Raw genomic sequence first — 19,771 nt, forward strand, 5'->3', positions numbered from 1 at the left:
AGCAACGCGTCGAAACCTACCGGAGGTCGGAGTCGCGTCTCCTCACACGGCTCAACATCGCACGTCGCGCCGCGAGATTCAACGCGAAGAATTGGGCCATGTCTTCAACGTAGCAGGCACGTTCCACGTGCCGTCCGCCACAGCTGATAGGGAACGATCATCACGCTGCGGCCCCGGATATGCATCTGGGGCTATTGAACGGAAGCGGCGGCGCGATGCTGCACTTAGCTCGAACGGCGCACGTGGCTGACGGCACGTGGAACGTGCCTGCTACTTTGGGGCTACTTCGCCCTTACGTCGTAGGCCGTCATGCGGTGCATGTTGCGGATATACATTCTTCCCCCGGCCACGATCGGATGGGCCCAAGACGGGCGGCCGAAGTTGTCGATCTTGAAGCGCCCCTTTTCCTGGTAGCTGTCGGGCAGGGCGTCGGCCAGCGCCACTTCATGATTCTCGCCGAGTAAAAACAGCAGTCCGTCGGCGTAGGTCAACGAGCCTTTGGTTACGCTCCGCGCCTTCCAGGCGATCTTGCCGCTGAGGAAGTCTTGGCAGATCAGGCCGGTGCCGAAGCCGTAGAGATACTCGCCGACCAGCAGCACGCCGCCGTGGTGGTTGGCAAGGGTCTTGTCGAAGTAGACTTCTTCGGCCGAGAAGACGCCGTCTTTGTTCGAGACTTTCACGAGCCCGCCGCCGGTGCCGTAGCCGCTCGAGGCATAGACGTAGTCGCCGCGCACGATCGGCGTGGCGGCGTTCGCGGTGCCGTTGTTGGCGTGCGAGTAGGTCCAGAGCAGCTTGCCGTCGCTGAGTTGCACGCCGAAGACGTTCTTCGAAGCGAACTGCACGATCTGCCGCACGCCGGCGATCTCGGCGACTTGCGGCGAACTGTAATGCGCCCCTTCGACGGCCGACGAACGCCACACCTCGGCGCCGGTATGCTTATCGAGCGCCGCAATCGTTCCTTTCGCGCCGCCGGGCGTGACGATCAAGAGCTCTCCTTCCACCAGCGGCGACTCGCTGTAGCCCCAGCCCGGCTTCCCGCCGCCGAAATCTTTCGCGAGGTTCTTGTACCACAGGGTCTTGCCGGTCGCGAGGTCGAGGCAGGTGAGATCGCCGTTGCCCCCTTCCGCGTAGACGACCTTGCCGTCGATCGTCGGGGTGCCGCGCGGGCCGTCGCCGAAGCTGTTGCGATAGCCGCCGAAGAAGCCCCGGAGTTCGTTTTCGCTCAGGGTGCCGTCCTTGCCGGCCTGCGATTGTTCGTAGAACGTCGCCAGCTCCTCGCCGCTTAGCAGACCATCGAGGCCGGCCTCGTTCTTCTTGAAATGCGCTTCGAGTTCTTCCGGCGTGAGTTGATCGTCCGCCTTGCCGGACGCGGGATCCTTCACGTCGGCGCGGCCGAACGGATCTTGCGCCGCCGTGCCGTTGGCTTCCTTCTTCGAGAGCTTGCCGTCGGCGTCTTTGTCGGCCTTCATGATGTCGGCGGTGCGCTGCGCGGCCAGCGCCGCGGCATCGGCCGTCTTGTCGGCTTTGTCGATCTTGGTGAATTGGTTGCGGAAGCGATTGGCCGTCTCGGCGAAGCCGAGCTTGCCGTCGCCGTCGGTATCGAGCAGCTTCAAGAGCTTCGCGGTTCGCGCGGCGGCGATTGCCTTTTCGTCCCCTTTCACGGCGGCTTGCTCGAAGCCGTAGAAGTCGGGCCCGATGCCGATGAGCGCTTCGGCTTCGTCGATCGTCCCGTCGGTGTTTTTATCGAGCTTCTTCTTCTCGGCGACGAGCTTCGCCGTCAGCTCGACGGCGACCGGCTCCGGCTGCACGGCCCACACGGTCGAACCGTCCGAGGCCTTCAAGCAGACGATGTGTTCGACCCCGTCGAGATCCCCTTGCGTGACGATGAGTCCATCCTTCACGGCGAGCGACGAGTAGCCGACGCCGACGGAATCGACTTGCCACACGACCGGCGGACCGGCATCGGGCCACTGGCGCGCATAACCGGTCTCGCTGCTCAGATTGTTGCGCAACGGTCCGCGCCATTGCGGCCAATCGCCGGGACCGAAGGGGACCTCGGCGAAGGAAGACGACGCAAACGCAAAGCAAGCGAGCAGCGCGAGGGTTCGCGAGGAAACGATCATGGCCGGGCGACTCCGAAGAGAATGATTCAGGTGGGATGATTCGGCAGGCGAGGGAAGATCGTTATTGTGACCGACCCGCGGCAATGCGGAAATAGGGGTCTCCGGCCGATGCCCGTGTTTTTTGGGATGCCGGTGTTTTTCGGATCGAGATCACGGTTTCGGTGTTGCCGCTGCGGGCGATGTCCATCCCGGCGAGGCGACGAACGACGACAGCAGCCGGCCCGACGCCGCGTCCCAAATGCGCACGGTGCCGTCGTGCGAACCGGCGGCGACGCGCAGGGTCACGGGCTCGACATCGACGCAATACGTCCAAGCGGTCGAGCCGAGCAGATCGACCCCCGGCTTGAGAGTGGTGAGATCGAACTGCTTCACCGGGCCGTCGCCGGTCGCGACGAACAGCCGATCGCTTGCCGCGGCCAGATGCAGGCCCGGCCTGCGCGAGGCGTGCGGCAAGAACTGCGTATGGGCCGTCGTGGCGAAGCGCGATTCCATGTCTCCTGCGTCGCCGCTCTCGGCCTGCGCCTTCTCGGGCTCCCAGAGCCGCACCGAACGCCCTTCGCCGACCGACACCGCCCGAGGCGACTTCGGCAGGAAGGCGACATCGGCCACGGCGAACCGACCGGCTTCGTTGGTGAGGTTCATTTGATGGCCGTTAAACGTGGTGAAAAGTTTTCCGGTCGCGGCGTCGAGCACTTTCACCGTGCAATCCTTGCCGGCCGTGGCGACGAAGCGGTCGTCGTCGCGAAACGACACGGCGGTCGCGAAGTCGGAATGGAGCCGCGACGTCCAACGCTGTTTGAGGTCGGCGGCATCGAACACGCGCACCGAACGATCGGCCGAAGCGGCGGCGATGCGCGTGTCGTCGCGGTTCCACGCCGCGCCGAGGACGACGTCGTCGAATACGGCGACGACGCGCGGCGGCGCCTTGCCCGTCGGGTCGACGAGCGAGAGTTCGCCGAAGTCGCCGGGGCTGCCGCCGCCGACGAGCAGCCGTTTGCCCGCGCGATCGAACTTCAACGCATGAATTCGCAGGGGTAAGCCGCCGAGGCGACGAACCAGCTTCCCTTCGGCGCTCCAGAGCGTGACTTCGTAATGTCCGGCGACCGCCACCTCGCCCGTCGCCGGCGACCAGGCCAAGGCATAGGCCGGGGACGGGTGCGCGTAGCGCTCCGGCGCGGCCGGATGTTTCCGCGCCGGCAGCTGCGACTTGATCGAGGCCGACGGGTCGACGCCGTCGAACTTCGCGCCGGCCGCGATCCAGCGCCGCACCAAGTCGAGCTCGGCCTTCGTGAACGGATCGTCTTCCTGAGGCATGCGGGTCGAGGGATCGGCGTCGACGAGCCGCGCGAGCAATTCCGATTCATCCGGCTTCCCCGGCTTTACGGCCGCAGTGCCGGAGGCACCCGAGAGCGTGAGAAACTCGAACGTGTGGAGTCGATAATCCCCTTCGGCTTTCTTATCGCCGTGGCAACCGGTGCAGCGCGAAGTGACGAGCGGCGCGATATCGCGCAGGAACGAAACCTCTTCGGCCGACGCGGATGCGGCGACGGAACAAGCGAGTGCGACGATAAAACATCGGGTGGCACGGACAACTCGTTGTCCGTGCGCGGCACGCGCCCGAGGATAATGACTGAGGCACAGCGAATTTGTCGTCATGTTTCCGGCCGCGAATCTCTTGCGCCTACGGCGCACGGACAACGAGTTGTCCGTGCCACCCAAGACTTAGTGCTGAAACAAAAACTCTCTCGTGTTGAACAGAGCCCAGAGCAAGTCGCGAATCGATTCTTTTCGATCGGAGCCGCGTTTCACGAACGCGAGGATGCTCGCCCGCTCGGCGTCGGTCGGCTTACGGGCGAAGGCCGAGAGATAGACTTCGTCGCACAGCGCCGTGTCGTCGAGCTGGGCGTAGCGCGCGGCGCCGTTGCTCGACGCCGCTTGCGTCTCCGCGCCGTTGAGCAAGTTCAGGGCTTGATCGAGCGTCGGGTCGCTCGAACGATCGCACGCGCAGGCACTCTCGCGCTTCGGCTGACCGAACGCCTCGGCGAACTGCGACCGCTCGGGAAACGGCCGCTGCGTGTGATACGCCATGCGGAATTTAAGTTCCGCGATCGTCTGCCGCAGGTTCTGCACTTGCCCGTCGGTCGCTTGCCGATAGTCGACGACCGCTGATCGTAGCTCGTTCGGCAGCGCCTCGGCGGCGGCGAGCGCGTCGACGGCGTCGCGCCGTACTTCAAATCGTTCGAGCCCCTTATCGTTCCACTTCACGAAGCCGCCCCGAATCTTCTTCGAGTCCGTAGGCCCCTCCACGCGCAAGACCATGCGCCGCAAGCCCGGCTCGAGCTTGAGCGCGATCTCTTTCGTCCCGCCGTTGCGGCGCTGCTTCGGATCTTTTTCGTGAACGGTGCGGCCGTCGAGCTCGAGGGTATACGCCGCATCGGTCGTGAGCGAGAAGGTCGCGCTGCCGGCTTCGCGCACATGCAACTCCGTCGCGAACCAGCGGACTCCGTCTTGCGGCAGCTCCAAGGCAAAATCTTGCAGATCGATCCAGCGGAGTTCGTCGCTCCAGTCGCTCGCCGGAAGCTTCGCAAGGTCGACCGCCGCGGCTTCCTTCTTCTCCTTCGCAACATAAGTCCGCCACAGGCCGTTCCACAGCGGCGCCTTTTGGATCCGCTCTCGGACGTTCTTCTCCCATGCCGGTTGCTCGGAGCGAACCTTGTCGAGCCGCGCGGCGAGCTCGGCCTCGCGCTCGCGAATGCGATCCGACGACGCCACGACCGGCTCGAGCGTTCGGCTCGCATAGCCGATCGCATCGCGGAGTTGTTCGCCGGTCAGGCGGCGCGGGGTGTAGTGCGAGAACAACGTTCGATCGGCTTCGTTCCACGGCGAGGTGTTCGTCGAACGTTGATACGCGCGGCTATTGGCGATCGTCCGCACGACGGCCTTCCGATCGTAGCCGTGGCTCTCGAAGTCGGCGGCCAAGGCATCGAGCAGTTCCGGGTTCGCCGGCGGATTCGACGACCGAAAATCATCGACCGGATGCACGATGCCGCGCCCCAAAAGATGCGCCCAAATCCGGTTCACGGCGACCCGCGCGAAGAACGGATTCTCCGGCTTCGTCAGCCAGGCGGTGAAGATCGCGCGGCGATCGGCGTCGGGCTTGCCGGCCGTTTTCGTCGCGACGTCGACCCCCCAAGGGACCATCACTTTGCCGGTGCTCGGGTTCGTCGCTTCTCCCATCGGCGCCACGGTGATCGTGTCGTTGTCTTGCCGCACGCGCGTAAACACGGCGACGATCCGGTAGTAGTCGTCCTGCGTCCAGCTCTCGAACGGATGATTGTGGCACTTCGCGCAGTTGATGCGCGAGCCCATGAAGAGCTGCGCCGTCGCTTCGGAGATATCGTCTTGCTTGGGGATCGCTTCGAAGAAGTTCGACGGCCCGACGCTGTGCGTGTCGCCGATCGCGGTGAGCAGCTCGCGCACGTGGCGATCGTACGGCACGTTGCGGCGCCACTCGTCGACGAGCCAATCGTTGAACAGCGCGGCTCGGCCGGCCAAGATCTTCCGCCCGTCGCTCCGCATCAGCTCGACGTCGAGCACCTGCGGGTTCACTCGATAAAGATCGGCTTCCTTTTGAGCCCAAGAGCGGGCGAACTCTTCGCTCGCAAGGAGGCGATCGATCAGCGCGGCGCGCTTCGTCGGCTTGCCGTCGGCGAGGAACTCGCGCACTTGTTCGGCGGTCGGCGGGAGGCCGGTCAGGTCGAGATGGATGCGGCGGGCGAACACGGTATCGTCGCAAAGTTCGCTCGGCACGAATTGCAATTGCTTCAACTTCGCATGCACGAGCCGGTCGACGTAGTTGTTCTCCGCCGGCTCCCGCGAGGTTTCGTTTTCGGCGGCCTTCTTCCAAGCCGCGTCGAAGCCCGGCAGCGGATGAATGACCGTGAAGTAGACCGACTCGACGAAGTCGAGATACCGCACCGTGACGGCGGTGAGCCCTCGCTCCCGTCCGGTAACGAGCCCTTCCGGGCCGACGACCGCGATCTCTTTGTTCGAGCTGTCGAACGTGGCGAGGCGCGTGACGTCTCGCTTGGTGCCGTCGGCGAACTCGGCCACGACGTTGAGTTGCTGCCGCACGTACGGCACGACGACCGTTCGCGCAGGGCCCGGCGATACGGTGATGCCGACGCAACGCGGAGCGTCGGCCTTCCCGACGTTCGCCCCTTCGGCGATCCAATCGCGCAGCACCGTGTAAGCGGCGTCCGTCGGGTGGAGGCGCTTCCCGCCGACGTGCGTTACCCGGAGCAGCGGCTTCTTCAACAACAAACTTTCCAGCGGCGCATTCGGTTCGACGCGCCGTGCCAAGCCGCCGGTCGTCAGCGAATCTTCATCGATCGAGGGTTTGTAGGCGAGCATCGACAGCGCGAAGCCCCCTTTCCCCTCGGGTGCCCCGTGGCACGAGCCGGCGTTGCACCCTTGCTTCGTCAACGCCGGAAGAACTTCCGAGCGGAAGCGAACCGGATCGGGCCGGTCGAGGTTCGCCGCTTCGAACGGCACCGATTGCCGCTGCGAACCGACGCGAACTTCAAGCGTCGTCCGACCGCCGGCCGGCCCCGTAGCGCGCGCCGAAACTCTGCCCCCGACGACGGTCGCGAGCGCTTCGTCTTGCGAACGAATCTCCGCGACGTGCGTGAGGTCGCGGGTTGCGCCGGCGGCATCGTAGCCGGTGACGATCAGTTGCGCCGTCTCGCGCGCGGCCCGCAACATGACTTGCTGCGGAACGACTTCGATGCGCACCACGCCCACGGTGAGATCATCCGCGGCCGGCGCTCGCTCGGCCGATGCCGCGACGGCAAGCAGCACGAGCGCGACAGTCCGTAATCGCCGAATGATGTGCGAAGCTTGCATCGTTAGAGCAGCTCCGGAATGGGCTCGCCCTTGCGGGCCAGCATGATCGGGCGATTCGCCGGCGTGTAGATCGGCTTGTGCCGATCGAGCCCGAGCTTTTCGTAGATCGTCGCGGCGTAGTCGTCGATGGTGTAGGCGTTCGCGCTGGCGATGTATCCGCCGTCTTTGTCCGATTCGCCGATCGTTTGGCCGCCGCGCACGCCGGCTCCGGCGAAGGCGAACGAGAACGCATGAACCCAATGGTCGCGCCCTTGGCTCTTGTTGATCTTCGGCGTCCGGCCGAATTCGGTGACGAAGCAGACGAGCGTCTCGGCCAGCAGGCCGCGCTCGTCGAGATCGTCGAGCAAGGCCGCGAGCGCTTGATCCGTGCTCCCCATCATCGGCCAAGTGGCGATGCCGAAGCGTCCGCCGCCGGCTCCGCTTACGCCGGGCTTGTTCGTGTTGTCGGCCGAGTAGATCGCGTCGTGATGGTCCCAATTCATGTTGCCGCCGCCGGGATAATTCACCGACTTCCCCTCGCGCCACGAGCTCGAGGGTTCGCGACAATCGACCGTCACGTAGCGCACGCCGGCTTCGATCAGCTTCCGGCCGAGCAAGTAGCATTGTCCGCGATGGCCGGTGCCGTACTTCTCGCGGAGCTTTTCCGGCTCGCTCTTCAGATCGAATGCTTTGCGCGTCGCCGGGTTCGTCAGCATGTCTTCGGCCTGCCCGCGCAACGAGCCGAGCGCTTGCACGTCTTTCACGCGCTCGGCGCCGGGAATGCCGACGTCGAGGTTGCTCAACAGATCGGTCCGGTCGCGAAACCGCGCGGCGTCGATGTTGCCGACCAGCCCGAGGTTCGGCACGGTCCAAGCGGGATCGCACGGGTTGCCGCCGGTGCGAAACACTTTGTGAGCCGGCGGCAGAAAGCCGATCGTCGAGTTATACGCCTGCTCGCTCCCGCCGGGCACCATGATGTTGCTCGGTAAGTAGCTCGCCTGGCTGCCGGCCAAGAGCGACACGACGGAACTAATGTCGGGCATGTCTTCCGGCCCGCCGGGGGCTTCGCCCGAGAAGACGTATTTCGAGCCCATCGGGTGCGAGTTGCCGATGCCGGGCGTCGGCTGAATCATCGAGCGGACGATCGCGAGCTTATCCATGTGCCGCGAGGTTTGCGCGAGCAGCTCCGTAACGAAGATGCCGGGCACATTCGTCGCGATCGGCTTGTGTGGGCTCCGGTGTTCGGCAGCCGCCTCGGGCTTCGGGTCCCAAGTGTCGATGTGCGACACGCCCCCTTGCTCGAAGAGGATGAGCACGCGCTTCGCCTTGGCCGACTTCGCCGCCGCCGACACCGAACTCTGCCACTGCGGCCCAAGGCCGGCAAGCGACGAGAGCCCGCAGACGCCGAGTTGCAAGATGCTGCGGCGCGTAGCGCGAGCGCGTGGAAGCATGATGGGATGGTGTCCGGGCGGGAACGGAAGGAATCGGGGCGGGTCTTCCATTCTAGTCCCGAAGCGCACAGCCCCGCAACGCGAAACCGCTCGGTGCGGTGCGTTCACTTTCTTCGTGCTCGCCTCAGATAGCCGCTCTCGGCTTAGTTCTTATCCCGGAACTCTCCCTCGCCGCCGCCGGATTTCGGTGGGTCGACGGTTCCCTTCGGGTCGCGGAAGTCTCCTTCGTCTCCTTCGCCGCGCGCTCCTTTGGAGAAGCGGTCGGCGCCGGGTGCGGGAGAGCCCGGCGCAGCGGAACCGGGAGCCGCCGAACCGTAGACCGCGGCGGCGGTCGCCTCGCTCCGACCGATCCAAACGTGGTAGTATTCGTTCCCCGATTTCAACACCATCTTCGCTTCCTTCCCTTCCGGAATCCTATTGCGGGCCACGCGCAGTTCTTGCAGCGTGCGCGTCGGCCGGCCGCCGAGTTTGGTGATGGTATCGTTGCGGGCGATGTTCCCTTGCTGCGCCAGTTCGGCAGCCGGCGTGTTGCGAATGAAGTTGGAGATGCGCATCCCGCCATTGCCTTCGACGACGTACACTCCGAGGTAGCCGGGATAGTCGGGATTCTGCGCCGAGGCCGCTTCGGCGACGAAGCACAACGCCGAGGTCAGACATCCGAACGACAACAGATAGGCTGCGCTTTTCATTTTCATGCCTCCCATGAGCCACGGAGCGGAATTCACCCCACAACGGGTGAGTCTATCGCTCGGGAAACCGAAGTCAAATTTTGTCGCAGAGCCCGTTGAACGGCCCACTGAACAACCAGCTGAGCAGCCCGATGCAGATCCGCGAATTCCGCCTCGGAGATGAGCCGGCTTTGCGCACGGTTTTCTATTCCGCCGTGCATGGGCTGGCGAGCCGCGACTACACGCCCGAGCAACTCGACGCCTGGGCGCCGCGCGCTTACGACGCAGCTCGCTGGGCCGAACGGATGCAGACGCTTCGCCCGTTCGTCGTCGAGGATGCCGGCCGAATCGCGGCCTATGCGAGCGTGAACCCGAGCGGCTTCATCGACCATTTCTTCGTCGCGACCTCGTACGCACGGCGCGGGCTCGGCACGCTGCTGATGACGCGCATCCACCAAGCGGCGGAGGAGCAGGGAGTCGCGGTGCTGGAGTCGCACGTGAGTCTCACGGCGCAACCCTTCTTTAAAAAATTCGGCTTCACGATCGTCGAACAACGGCTGCCGGTCGTATCCGGCGTGGCCTTGTCGAACGCCGCGATGCGGAAGGAGTTGGTGCTCGAGCACCCGGTGAGATCTTGATGGTCGAGATCGGTGAAGGTCGGGAGAAATTCGGTTTCACCGCGCCGTGGTTTGTGCGAGATTGGAAATCATGAACTCATCATTACGCCCGCTCACGTTCGTGATCTCCTCGCTCTTAGCCGCCGGCCTCGTTGCGTCGGCAGGTCTGGCGCAGCCGCCGGCGAACGACGCGCCGGCCGCCGCTGCGAAGGCGTTCACGCTCGTGATCTCCGGCGAGATCGATGCGGCGTTGGCTCCGACGGTCGGCCGGCTGACGACTCTGTTTTACGAATCGTATCCGCAGCTGGTCGCGCGGTTCGAAAATCCGCAGAAGCCCGCCCCGCGCCGGATCCGCTTGGTCTTCGAGCGGGGGCTGAAAGTTCCTGCGCATTGCAGCGGCGACCAGGTGACCGTCAGCGTCGATTGGATGCGGCGCCATCCGGAAGATCTCGGCCTGCTCACGCACGAGCTCACGCACGCCGTGCAAGCGTATCCGAGCCCGGAGCCGGGCTGGTTTACCGAAGGCTTGGCCGACTATGCCCGACACAAGTACGGCCCGAAAGAGCAACCCGGCTGGTCGCTCCCCGAGAAACTTACGGCGCAGCAAAGCTACAAGGATAGCTATCGCACGACGGCCCGCTTCCTAGTGTGGCTCGACGGGAAACACCCGGGCCTCGTCGACAAGCTGCACCGCAAAATGCAAAACCGCGACTTCGCCACGGAAGACTTTAGAACGCTCACGGGGACGACGCTGGATGCGCTGTGGGAAGAGTGCGTACGTGAAAAATAAGGGGACATTCTACTTTAATAATTAAAGTAGAATGTCCCCCTTTCCATACCCCCGGAGCGCCGTTCACGGCGCTGCTCGACGCCGTCTGGGCGCTGACGTATCCCTTCGGCCGATTGCAACTCAGCCTGCGCCGCAAAAAGGTTTTCGATCCTCGCCGCTTGTGGCTCGACTACGTGGCGAACAGCGTGTTTATAGAGGACGGACGCGAAAAGAAGCCCGACCAGATAGCCGACGACGACGCCTCTTCCGTAGGTCGCGAGCGCGCCGACGACGATGTAGCAAGCCATCAAGAGTCGAACGTCTGTCATGAGATGTCTCAAGCAACTCGAAATAAGGGGACATTCTACTTTAATAAATAAAGTAGAATGTCCCCTTTATTTTTACAACTTGCCTTCCAGTGCGAGTTGATGGAAGTAGTGCGGGACCGTGTTTTGGTTCTTGAGTAGCCAATCGATCGACGGCTCGTTGTGCATCGCTTTATGGATCGCCTTGGCGGTCGCTTCGCGATTCGTCCGGAACAGAACTTCGTGATCGATTTCCACGTCGACCACGCTCGGGTCGAGCCACACCGAAACGATGATGCCGAGGTCGTCGGCCTTCTGCTTCGGAATATCGCCGGCCCGCACGGCATCGAGCACGCCGTGCGCGATCGCGGCCTGCACGGTTCCCATTAGGATGTTGGTGTACTTCTCGCTATTGACCGTGACCTTGCTCACCATCATCGTGACCGGGCGCACTTGGACGTCGCTGTTGAGGATCGCGAAGACTTTCGTGTGACCTTTCACTTGGCTGCCGAGTAGATTCGCCAGCGCATAGCCGACCGGCCCGTCGAGCTCGCCGATCATCACCTCGGGCTCGGCCGCCGACCATGCTTCATCGGCCTCGACGAGCGCCTCGCCCGAGCGCAACACGATGCGCCCCGTAGCAGCTTTCTTACCGCTCTTGCCGGATTTCTTTTTCTTCGCCATCGCCGAAAACTCCGTTCATGAATGAGTTCGTTTACTTGCTCGCAGGGGTCGTATTCTTCCCTCGGCCGTCATTTTTCCGTTAGGTCGGGCCTTCCGTTTCGATCTCCATGTTCCAGGCCGTGAGCGCGTCGCAGCAAGCTAGTCGACGCTTCGTGAAGCAAGCAAGAGGCGACTAAGCTGTCCGCAGATCTTGCGACTGCCAACGGAGCTGCGCCGGATTTTAATCGACAAACCGTGGTCGAGGAACCGGCTGCTCGATCGATTCCGTAATGATCGAATCCTCGATTTCCCGCAATTGCCGCTGCAAGATTTGTTCGATCTCGATCGTGGTCGTAGCCGCTTCGTGTAGCCCGCGGTGCGTTTCGGAAACGTGCTTTTCAGAGAGGGTGCCGCAGTGGCGAGCGCTGGCGAGCGAGACGACGCCGTCGCCCGGGGCATCGGTTCCACTCGCGTCGGCCAGGCCGATAATGGAATGCAGTTCGACATTCCTACCGATCGATAACTTTTCCACGGCGCACAGCAGCGGATGATCGGGTTGCAGCAGGTCGATGCTCGTCGGCACCTTTCTCACGATCCACGGTGCGAATACATCCGGGTTCTCCGCAATCAATCGACGGTGCCGTTCGTCGGCTTGACTTGTTATTCGTGCCGACCAAGAACTGACACGGCCGACAGCTTGGTTTGCGATGGAGGAGCCGCGATGGGGCGTGCCGATAAAGATCACCTTGCGCACGAACGGCAGCGGCTCGAAAAAGAAGACCTCGCGCAAGCGTTCGCGATCGGTTGCGCTCGCCTGAATCTCATCCAACGACAGGTTCGCCGCGACGTTCCATAAATCGGTGCCGCTTTCCGTCGCTTGCAGCTTGGAAACCAAGCCCCCCAGGCTGTGTCCGACGAGCACCATTTGTTGCGCGGCGGGATCTTCAGCGGCTCCCGGCGACAGCGCGACGGCGGCCTGAAGTTCTCGACGCAACGTGGCGGCGCCCGTAAGGAACGGCATGCCGGTCGGATAGCGAAAGGCCCAAACTTGGTAGCGCTCCCGAAACCAAGGCTGCGCGCGGAGCGAGTGAATTTGCGTGAGCCAAGTAGTCGGATCGGAAGCCAAACCATGCACGAACACGACCGGAATCTTGCCGCACTGATAGGGCTCGATCATCACCAACTGGGCTTTCGCCTCCAGATTGTCCGGACGCAAAAACGCTTTCACGGGACTGCTCGGCTCGACGTAAGCGACCCAGGCGAACGGTGCCGTCAGATCGCCGGCGAGAACCCAGCGTCGATCCGCATCGATGAGGTGTCCGCAATTCGCGGGATCGTAAAACTCCAGCACAAGTTCCGCGTCCGCCGCCGGCTCATTCTCGCCGGCCTCGCGCATCGTCGGCGCGGCCCGCATCCGTAAGACGGCCGTGGCTGAGAAGGGCTGTACACGCCGATAGAATCGTTCTTCCTCCGTGCGGCAACGACGCACCAGCAGCGGCACGCCGACTCCTTCGGTGCGCACCGGCCGAGCGTAACTCGTCAAGCGGTAGTCGCCGACCAACTCGATCTGGTTGAAATCTTCTGCGGTCCAAGCAAACCCGTGCAGTTCGACGGGGATCGTAATCAAACGATCCCCTTGAACGACGCGCAAACCACTGGCGGGATCCAGCCGACCGAAGCGCTGCGCCGTCGCGAGCAACTTGGCTAGGTCGACGTTATACGCTTTCGATTCGAAGATCAGGTCGTCGTGTGTCGGCTGTTCGCCCAAGGCAGCGACATGCATCCATTGTCGGCAGGTCGCTGCGAAGTAGAGGTCGACACATGCCGGATCGCCGGCCGCCTCTAGTCGCCCCGCCGCTTGGGCCAGCTCGTTCGCATGGGTAACATCGAGCGACGGCCGGCGCGACGTATATGGAACGCAGGAACCGGTCGTTTCCCGTAGCGCCCTCGCGTATCGACTCGCACCGTCTTCCCACTTCGCACGCGACCCGCAGAGGGCACAGCCGCTACAAAACGCAAGGCTTATCAGAAAGACGAAAACTACGCTCCGATGCACATGTAAAAAGCATCGCGAAGCAGGGTTTTTCGATCGGGGCATGCACGAACGCTCAGTACGACAACGGACTGTCGGCAAGTTTACCCTATGATTTTGCGCAGGCGATGAGAGTAACTGTGGCTCCGCGATCGCGATCCGATTCGCATTCCGGCAGGCTCTACGCAATCCTCACAGACCGGCCTCGGCTGCTTCCACGCAGCTCTCTCGTACCGGTAGTTCTTTCGTACCGGCAACGCCGGCATTCATTGAGCCGCGGCGTCGTGGGCTTGGACTTGGTGCATCCGAAGTCATTCGGTACGATTCCGCCTTCGTTGCGACTTTGCCGAGCTCGAGGATGCGCCGATGCCGATGTTCAGCGTTGTGATGTCCGTTTTCAACCAAGAAAAATTGGTCTCGGAAGCGATCGATTCGGTGCTGCGGCAAACGTTTGCCGATTGGGAACTCTTGCTGATCGACGACGGCTCTAGCGACGGCACTCCCGCGATTCTCGATGCCGCTGCGGCCGGTGATCCGCGGATCCGTTTGCTGCGTCATTCGAACCGCGGTCTGGCCGCCTCGCGACAACGGGCCGCGACCGAGGCCCGCGCCCCTTGGCTGACGTATCTCGATAGCGACGACATTTGGCTGCCCGACGCTTTGCAGCACTTTGCCGAATACCTCGACGAACATGCCGAAGCGAAGTTTCTCTACGGCTACTACCATCGGCTGGTCGGCGAGCGCGTCGAACACCTGTCGGGACGTTTACAAGATCGGATCACCGGCACGGCCGATCTCTTCGCGGGCGTGTTTCTCAACCCGATGTGCGTTTGCCATCGACGAGAGTTGTGCGAACAAGCCGGCGGCTACGACGTTCGACTACGCAATTGCGACGACTACGACTTGTACTTGCGGATGAGTTTGCAATGTCGATTCGAGCCGGTTAATCAGCCGATCGGCCTGCGGCGACGGCACGCGAACAACATGTCGGCCCCGAGCGGGCGAAGCCAGCAATGCGAAGCCGAAGTTTTACGGCGCTTCGTCGACGAGCGCGGCGGCCGAGCCTTGCTTACGCCCGACGCGATCGCGCGTCGTCTCGGCACGGTCTACGCCCGCGCCGCGCGACAATACTATCGTGAATCGAACTACACGGCCGCGCGCACGATGGCCGACGAAGCGCGGCGCTACAAGACGAGCGTGCGCAACGAGCTCATTCGGCTAGTCTGCCGCCGCGCACCGCAGAAACTTGCGGCCTAACGATCGTTTTCAATGTCGCATTCGGCACGATAAACGGACGCGCTCACGAAGCGGGACTTTCCACCAGCCCGACTTGCACGCAGATCGGGCCGATGTCGGATTCGAACGGGATCACGATCGGCGACGCTTGCGACGGAAACGCGATCGCTTGCGCTTTGCCGCAGATGACCATCGGCAGCCCGATCGTCATGCGATACTCTTCGAGCTTCGTCTTCGCCGCACCGGCGATCATGTTCGTCAATTCGCCGATCGCATCGAGCACGTCCCGATCGAGCCCCTCGGGCCTAGCGCCGAGCATCGCTTCGGCGGCCGAGATCGCCGTGTCGCGGCCGACGCTCACGACGACCATCCCCCGGCAAGCGCCGCTCAACCCGATGAGGCCGCTCACTTCGTGCATCGGCGTGTGTTCGCGGACCATGCTCAAGGGGCCGCGCGTGAGCGTGCGCCCGAGCATGGTTTGAAACACGTCGCTCGTGGCGGCGACGAACGGGTTGATGAACTCGACTCGCATGTACGATCCTCGGCGGTGCGGATAAATCGATCTTTAGACGACGGAATACTTCCCGAGCTTCTCGCGCAGGACATCGGCCGAGAACGGCTTGACGAGATAATCGGTGATGCCGGCGCGAATGGCTTCGAGCACGCGCCCCTTCTCCCCTTCGGTCGTGACCATGAAGATCGGCACCTTCGAGCCGGTAGCGCGAATGTCGGCGGTCAGCTCCAGGCCCGACTTGTTGGGCATGTTCCAATCGGTCATGACGAGTCGGAACGGCTCCTTTTGAAAGGCGGCTAAGCCTTCATTGCCGTCGCCGGCCTCGACGACCTCGGTGTAGCCGACGGCATTGAGCGCGCGGCTGATGATCTTACGCATCGTTCCGGAATCGTCGACGACGAGAACTTTATTGCTCATGGTGGGTTCCTTGGAGAAGGGGTCGGAGGTCAGGGGTCGGGGGTCGGATTCAGAGGTTCGTGGTTTCGACAGGTCTTCAGGTTGCCGACGCGATGGCTGCGGCGGCGTGTTTAGCGAAGAGTCGGACTTGCAGCGGGCCGTATTCCGAGGCCAAGGCGACGTCGTATAGCGACTCCGCATCGCGCACTTGCACGCCGAACTCACGGCCGGAAACGGTCGTCGGCAGCGAGAGGAACGAAGGGCCCGGCAGCAGGCTTTTCAGGTTGCCGCCGACCATGTTCACCAACTCCGCAGCGACATCGGTCCGATCGTTTTCGGTGACCTCGTCCGCCGAGACTTGCAGCATGGCCGCGGCGGCGCTCGTCGCGACCGGCTGCGAAAGAGCCAGCACGACGCTCCCGGTCCATTCGCCGACGATATGCACGGCGGCCAGCAGCAGGTCCCGTTCAGGAAGCGCCGTCAGTTCGATGCGCACGAGATCGATGTTCAACATCGTGGCGAAGACGGACTGCGCGATTTGTTCGATCATGTCTTCGTAGTTCACGGTCATCGGGCGGAACCTTCCGAAAAAACTATTTAAGACGGTAGAAAACACTGCTGTCGATCTGCACGCGCTCGAACGCCGAGTCGAGGCCCATCGTCGTTTCGGCGGCACCCAAGAAGAGCACGGCCCGCGGAGCCATGACCGAGCGGACCTTCTCGAGGATCGCCTTCTTCGTGTCGGGTGAAAAGTAGATGAGCACGTTGCGCAAGAACACGACGTCCATCGTCGGCATCGAAGGCCAACGCTCGATCAAGTTCAACTTGCAAAAACTCACCATGCTCCGCAGATGCGCGGCGAGCTCCCATTGCATTCCTTCGCGACGAAAATATTTCGCGAGCAGCGCCGCCGGCAGACCGCGATTGATTTCCACCTGCGAGAATCGCGCGGCTCTAGCCTTCTCCAACACATCGTCGGAAAGATCGGTGCCGAGAATCCGCACGCTCCAACTTGCCAGCTCCGGAAACCGCTCCTGCAGCAACATCGCAATGGAATACGCTTCCTGCCCAGTCGACGAGGCCGCCGACCAGATGTTGAGCGTTTTCTTTGCGGAGCGCGTTCGCAGCAGCTCCGGCACGATCGTCGTGCGCAGCGCGTCGAACGGATGAGCGTCGCGAAAGAAGCTCGTCTCGTTCGTCGTCATCGCTTCGACCAGCTGTTGCTGCACCTCGCCGTTCGGCTTCGATTGCAGCGTGCGGATCATATCCGTGGTCGACGGATATCCGTGCTTCCGCGCGAGCGGGCTGAGCCGCGCTTCGATGAGATACGCCTTCCCGGCATCCAGTTCGATCGCCGAACGCCGGCGCACGAGCGTGCAGACGTAGGAGATCGAGTCGGAGTCTAAAGCGGCGGTGCTCATGAATGCGCTCCTAAAGTGATCGGCGTGCGGCGGCCGACGGCGACGTTGCGAAGTAGTTCTTGCGAGATCGCTGCGAGGGGGAGCACATGCCGCGCGAGGCCCGCTTCGGCCACCGCGCGGGGCATCCCCCACACGACCGAAGTCGCTTCGTCTTGCGCGATGACCAGGCCGCCGGCCCGCACGATCTGCTCGGCGCCGCGTCGACCGTCTTGGCCCATTCCGGTCAGCACGACAGCCGCACAATGAGCGCCGAACATCGCGGCCGCGGAACGAAACAGCACATCGACCGCCGGCCGGCACGAGTTCTCCGGCGGCGTTTGATTCAGCAAGACCGTCACGTCGCGCACTCCGCGCCGCAACTCGACGTGAAAATTGCCCGGCGCGATCAGCACTTCGCCGGCCTGGAGCGGTTCATGGTTCGCGGCTTCGCGAACCGTGAGAGCGCATTCCTGGTTCAAACGATTCGCCAAGTGATGTGTGAACAACGGCGGCATGTGCTGCACGACGACGATCGGCACCGGAAAACTTGCCGGCAACTTGCCGAGCACCGCCATAAGCGCTTGCGGGCCCCCGGTCGAACTGCCGATCACGACGGCATCGCACCGTTGCGGCAGGCGATTCGTCGGCGGCAATAGTCCCGGCGGCGAACCGAACGGCGCCGTCCGTGCGACCTTAGGAACCGCCGCCGTCGCGCAGAGCGCTTTGATCTTGGGAATCAACTGGTCGCGCACGCTTTGAATCGCCGCGGCGACGCTCCCGACGTTCGCAGGCTTCGTCACGTAGTCGGTCGCGCCGAGAGCCAGTGCGTCGAGCGTGGCGACCGCGCCGCGCTCGGTGAGCGTGCTGAACATGATGACCGGCAACCGCGGATACAGCTTGCGTAGTTCGGGAAGCGTGCCGAGGCCGTCGAGCTCCGGCATCTCGATGTCGAGCGTCACCAGGTCGGGACAGAGTTGCGGAAGTTTCGCCAAGGCGATCCGACCGTTCGGCGCGGTGCCGGCCAGTTCGATCTCCGGGTCTTGGCCGAGCACGTCGGTCAATAGACGCCGGATGACGACCGAGTCGTCGACGACGAGAACGCGTATTTTTCTCATGGCTACTTCACGACTCCGACCAGCCGAAGCTTGTCGACGAGGCCTTCCTTCTGAAACGGCTTCATCAGGTATTCGTCGGCGCCGGCGCTGAGCGCGCGGAGCATCCGATCGGTCTCGGTTTCCGTCGTGACCATCAGCACGGCGATCCCGGCATAGCGCTCTTCGCGGCGCACGGCGGTGATGAACTCCAGGCCGTCCATCTCCGGCATGTTCCAATCGACGAGCACGACATCGGGCAGCGGGGCCGACGCGAGCCGTTCGAGCCCTTCTCTGCCGTTCGAGGCGTCGGTCGTTTCGAAGCCGAGTTCCTTGAGAATCTCCGACTCGATTCGACGGATCGGCCGAGAGTCGTCGATGATGAGAGCACGCATGGCTGAGTATTCCGTCGTGTTAAAAAGGGGTCGGGGGTCGGGGATCAGGGGTCGGAGGAAAGTTGTGAGTCAATAGTCTGACCCCCGACCCCTCTCCGTTCGCTTACCGATTCGATTTCTTTTCCACCCGTTGACCGGCTCCGAGCTGTTGCAGCTCCGCGGCCATGCGCGACAACTCCGCGGCGGCTTGCTGCGAGTTGGTCGCCCCTTGCGTCGTGTTCTGCGCGGCTTCGGCAACCGCCGTGATGTTCTGCGCGATCTCGGCCGTTCCCTTCGCCGCTTCGCCGACGTTGCGGCTCATCTCGTTGGCGGTTGCGGTTTGTTCTTCGACGGCGCTGGCGATCGTGTTCGAGATGTCATTGATCTGCGCGATCACTTTGCCGATCTGTTGGATCGACTCGACCGCTCCCCGCGTGTCGAGTTGAATCGCTTCGATCTTGTGGCCGATGTCTTCGGTGGCCTTCGCCGTTTCCTTCGCCAACTCCTTCACTTCGTTGGCGACGACGGCGAAGCCCTTGCCGGCTTCACCGGCCCGAGCCGCTTCGATCGTGGCGTTGAGAGCGAGCAGGTTCGTTTGTTCGGCGATCGAGGTAATGACCTTGATCACCTTGCCGATCTCGATGCTGCTGATTCCGAGTTTCGCGATCGTCTTGTTCGCGATGTCGGCGGCTGACACCGCTTGGCCGGCGACGCGGGCCGATTCGGTCGCATTCTTGGCGATCTCGCGGATGCTGCTGTTCATCTCTTCCACGCCGGTCGCGACGGTCTGCACGTTCTTGCTCACCTGCTCGCTCGCAGCCGAGACGACGTTGGCTTGCGCGGCGGTTTCTTCGGCATTCGCGGCCATCTGCGTGCCGACGGCCGTCAGCTCTTCGGCCGAAGAGCCGAGCGTCGTGGCGCTCAGGTTCACTTGATCGAGAATCCGCGCCATCTCTTGGCGCGATTGCACTTGGCCCGTGATGTCGCTGGCGTACTTCACGACCTTAAACGGACGGCCGTTCATGTCGAAGATCGGATTGTAAGAGGCTTGGATCCAAATCTCCTTGCCTCCCTTGCCGAACCGCTTGAACTCCCCGGAGGTGTATTCCCAGGGTTGTGAAGCTAGCTTTTCGGTTGTTTTGCTTGATCGAGGATTCGTTGTGTGGCGAGGTGGCCTCCTCGGGCTTTAGGACCGAGCGGAGCTACGGGCTGCGCGGGAGATTTCTTTTTCTTGCGGGGTTCGGTGAA

Annotated in this window: 17 protein-coding genes and 1 pseudogene; 3 read left to right on the top strand and 15 right to left on the bottom strand. The window is 63.0% G+C overall.

Going from position 1 to position 19,771, the window contains the following annotated elements; translation table 11 throughout:
- Positions 1 to 281: 281 nt before the first annotated feature.
- The 5 genes from K8U03_11575 to K8U03_11595 all read right to left on the bottom strand — a co-directional run bounded on the left by K8U03_11575 (position 282) and on the right by K8U03_11595 (position 9,147).
- Complete coding sequence (locus K8U03_11575) at positions 282 to 2,123, bottom strand: PQQ-binding-like beta-propeller repeat protein (protein MCE9605523.1); 1,842 nt, start codon at positions 2,121 to 2,123, stop codon at positions 282 to 284.
- Between the two features lie 150 nt (positions 2,124 to 2,273).
- Complete coding sequence (locus K8U03_11580) at positions 2,274 to 3,779, bottom strand: hypothetical protein (protein ID MCE9605524.1); 1,506 nt, start codon at positions 3,777 to 3,779, stop codon at positions 2,274 to 2,276.
- Positions 3,780 to 3,845: 66 nt separating this feature from the next.
- The gene (locus K8U03_11585; protein ID MCE9605525.1) at positions 3,846 to 7,028 is read right to left on the bottom strand and encodes a DUF1553 domain-containing protein; all 3,183 of its coding nucleotides are present in this window, start codon (positions 7,026 to 7,028) and stop codon (positions 3,846 to 3,848) included.
- A 2-nt stretch (positions 7,029 to 7,030) separates the two neighbouring features.
- The gene (locus K8U03_11590) at positions 7,031 to 8,458 is read right to left on the bottom strand and encodes a DUF1501 domain-containing protein (GenBank protein ID MCE9605526.1); all 1,428 of its coding nucleotides are present in this window, start codon (positions 8,456 to 8,458) and stop codon (positions 7,031 to 7,033) included.
- Between the two features lie 143 nt (positions 8,459 to 8,601).
- Complete coding sequence (locus tag K8U03_11595) at positions 8,602 to 9,147, bottom strand: hypothetical protein (protein MCE9605527.1); 546 nt, start codon at positions 9,145 to 9,147, stop codon at positions 8,602 to 8,604.
- 131 nt (positions 9,148 to 9,278) lie between these two features.
- Between K8U03_11595 and K8U03_11600 the strand changes: the two genes are divergently transcribed.
- Together K8U03_11600 and K8U03_11605 are read left to right on the top strand one after the other, a co-directional pair.
- Entirely contained in the window at positions 9,279 to 9,764 is a 486-nt protein-coding gene (locus K8U03_11600; protein ID MCE9605528.1) for a GNAT family N-acetyltransferase, read from the top strand.
- A 70-nt stretch (positions 9,765 to 9,834) separates the two neighbouring features.
- On the top strand, positions 9,835 to 10,533 hold the full coding sequence (locus tag K8U03_11605) for a basic secretory family protein (GenBank protein ID MCE9605529.1): 699 nt from the start codon (positions 9,835 to 9,837) through the stop codon (positions 10,531 to 10,533).
- 14 nt (positions 10,534 to 10,547) lie between these two features.
- Here the strand turns inward: K8U03_11605 and K8U03_11610 are convergent, their stop codons facing one another.
- The 3 genes from K8U03_11610 to K8U03_11620 all read right to left on the bottom strand — a co-directional run bounded on the left by K8U03_11610 (position 10,548) and on the right by K8U03_11620 (position 13,263).
- Positions 10,548 to 10,820, bottom strand: a complete 273-nt coding sequence (locus tag K8U03_11610) for a hypothetical protein (protein ID MCE9605530.1) — start codon at positions 10,818 to 10,820, stop codon at positions 10,548 to 10,550.
- 93 nt (positions 10,821 to 10,913) lie between these two features.
- Positions 10,914 to 11,501, bottom strand: a complete 588-nt coding sequence (gene fae, locus K8U03_11615) for a formaldehyde-activating enzyme (protein MCE9605531.1) — start codon at positions 11,499 to 11,501, stop codon at positions 10,914 to 10,916.
- Between the two features lie 220 nt (positions 11,502 to 11,721).
- On the bottom strand, positions 11,722 to 13,263 hold the full coding sequence (locus K8U03_11620) for an alpha/beta fold hydrolase (protein MCE9605532.1): 1,542 nt from the start codon (positions 13,261 to 13,263) through the stop codon (positions 11,722 to 11,724).
- 615 nt (positions 13,264 to 13,878) lie between these two features.
- Here K8U03_11620 and K8U03_11625 point away from each other — a divergent pair.
- Positions 13,879 to 14,769, top strand: a complete 891-nt coding sequence (locus tag K8U03_11625; GenBank protein MCE9605533.1) for a glycosyltransferase — start codon at positions 13,879 to 13,881, stop codon at positions 14,767 to 14,769.
- 43 nt (positions 14,770 to 14,812) lie between these two features.
- Here the strand turns inward: K8U03_11625 and K8U03_11630 are convergent, their stop codons facing one another.
- From K8U03_11630 to K8U03_11660, 7 genes and pseudogenes are all read right to left on the bottom strand, one after another.
- Positions 14,813 to 15,280 carry a chemotaxis protein CheX gene (locus K8U03_11630; GenBank protein ID MCE9605534.1) on the bottom strand — a complete coding sequence of 156 codons (468 nt, stop codon included), beginning with the start codon at positions 15,278 to 15,280 and terminating at the stop codon, positions 14,813 to 14,815.
- A gap of 33 nt (positions 15,281 to 15,313) precedes the next feature.
- Positions 15,314 to 15,679 carry a response regulator gene (locus K8U03_11635; GenBank protein ID MCE9605535.1) on the bottom strand — a complete coding sequence of 122 codons (366 nt, stop codon included), beginning with the start codon at positions 15,677 to 15,679 and terminating at the stop codon, positions 15,314 to 15,316.
- A gap of 76 nt (positions 15,680 to 15,755) precedes the next feature.
- The gene (locus tag K8U03_11640) at positions 15,756 to 16,229 is read right to left on the bottom strand and encodes a chemotaxis protein CheX (protein MCE9605536.1); all 474 of its coding nucleotides are present in this window, start codon (positions 16,227 to 16,229) and stop codon (positions 15,756 to 15,758) included.
- 22 nt (positions 16,230 to 16,251) lie between these two features.
- Positions 16,252 to 17,079, bottom strand: coding sequence for a protein-glutamate O-methyltransferase CheR (locus K8U03_11645; protein MCE9605537.1), 828 nt, complete (start codon positions 17,077 to 17,079; stop codon positions 16,252 to 16,254).
- On the bottom strand, positions 17,076 to 18,173 hold the full coding sequence (locus K8U03_11650) for a chemotaxis response regulator protein-glutamate methylesterase (GenBank protein ID MCE9605538.1): 1,098 nt from the start codon (positions 18,171 to 18,173) through the stop codon (positions 17,076 to 17,078). The genes K8U03_11645 and K8U03_11650 overlap by 4 nt, the downstream gene beginning before the upstream one ends.
- 2 nt (positions 18,174 to 18,175) lie before the next feature.
- Positions 18,176 to 18,544 (bottom strand): response regulator, encoded by a 369-nt coding sequence (locus tag K8U03_11655; protein MCE9605539.1) that lies wholly within the window; start codon positions 18,542 to 18,544, stop codon positions 18,176 to 18,178.
- 103 nt (positions 18,545 to 18,647) lie between these two features.
- Positions 18,648 to 19,631, bottom strand: a pseudogene (locus K8U03_11660) (chemotaxis protein).
- Positions 19,632 to 19,771: the final 140 nt, after the last annotated feature.

The sequence above is a fragment of the Planctomycetia bacterium genome, assembly GCA_021413845.1.
Classification (GTDB): Bacteria; Planctomycetota; Planctomycetia; order Pirellulales; family PNKZ01; genus PNKZ01.